Below are 1,411 nucleotides of genomic sequence, written 5' to 3'. Positions count from 1 at the left end.
ACGTATAGGAAGAATAAACGCCCTTTTCACCCAAGTCCAACAGCTTTGGACCGCAGTTGACTCTTTCGACACCCCTGCGATGCAACCCAATCCGGCTGACGGGGAGCCAGCAACGCTGAAAATTTACCCTCCTCTTTCCCACTAGCGGCTCCTTTTCCGACAACCAGCACGGCGGATCCCTGCCGCGGCGCTGTGAACGCAGCATTTTGATTGGTATCGTTGGCCTTCAGGCTCGTCAGTCAAACAGACCCAGGAGCAGCTCAGCCGGTGGCGCCCGGCTTTCGGGTAACGCCCTGGTCCCGCTGGTTTCGGCTTTGTGCTTCAGGTGATCAAGGATCTGCTTGATCACTATAGGGTCTTCAATGCAGGCGATGACTTTCATGGCGCCGCCGCAGCCGCTGCAGGTCTCGATGTCGATATTGAAAACACGCTTGAGCCGTTGCGCCCATGTCATCGACGCTCGCCGTTGTGCTGGTGTTGCCGGTTCATCAGCCACCCTGACCTTGTTGCCCCTGCCCCGTTTTGCCGGCGTGACCAACGCCCGGTGCCGACTGTTGGGTGCGAACACCCCGTGGAAGCGGGTTAGGTTGACTCTGGGCTTCGGTACCAGGGCGGCCAGCCTTGCAATGAAATCCAATGGTTCGAAAATGACGTGCGTGGTGCCGTCCCGGTACGGCGTCTTGAGCTGGTAGCGCACGTTGCCGCCTCGTGTTAACGACAGCCGCTTCTCGGATACCGCCGGGCGGCTGATGTACCGGCACAGCCGTTCGAGCTTCTTGCGTTCATCGGCCCTGGCCGCCACGCCGGCGTGCAGGCTGGACCCGGCTACCTTGCCAATCCCGTCACCGAACGGATCACCACTGGTCGGCAGAGTTTGCAAAGTGAACACCTTTCGCCCCGCCTGTGAACCGACAGCGATACGGTAAGTGATCGAGTGCCCCAGCAGGGGTGTCATCGGGTCGTCATCCACCGCATCCGAGGCCAGATAGCTGTTTTCGACATCCCGTTCCAGCAGGCCTTGCCGTTCCAGATAGCGACCCACCCGGTGGGCGATGGTGTGCGTCAGCTGGGTGAGCTCTGGGCTGGTCGGCGCCTTGACCCAGCGGAAACGCGCTGAGCCGTGGGATTGCTCGACATACACACCGTCGAGAAACAGCATGTGGAAGTGAACATTCAGATTGAGCGCCGATCCAAAACGCTGGATCAGGGTGACCGCGCCCGTCTTGGCCACTTGGTGGGTATGGCCCGCTTTCTTGACCAGGTGCGTGGCAATGACGCGGTAAACGATGCCCAGCACCCACCCCATGATCTCGGGCCGGCTGGCAAACAGGAAACGCAGCTGAAACGGGAAGCTCAACACCCACTGACGCATGGGTTGTTCAGGCAGTACTTCATCAACCAGCAAGGCGGC

The 1,411-nt window shown here is 60.2% G+C and carries 1 protein-coding gene; it reads right to left on the bottom strand.

Translation table 11 applies throughout. From position 1 onward, the window contains the following. Positions 1-235: 235 nt before the first annotated feature. Positions 236-1,411: IS91-like element ISVsa3 family transposase (locus FTV28_RS13435; RefSeq protein ID WP_204902544.1), on the bottom strand; the 1,176-nt coding region annotated here is incomplete at its 5' end.

This window comes from Acinetobacter sp. YH12252 (genome assembly GCF_013417365.1).
GTDB classification, from domain to species: Bacteria; Pseudomonadota; Gammaproteobacteria; order Pseudomonadales; family Moraxellaceae; genus Acinetobacter; species Acinetobacter towneri.
The sequence above is the reverse complement of the archived record's forward strand: the minus strand, read 5'-3'. Positions and strand labels throughout refer to the sequence as shown.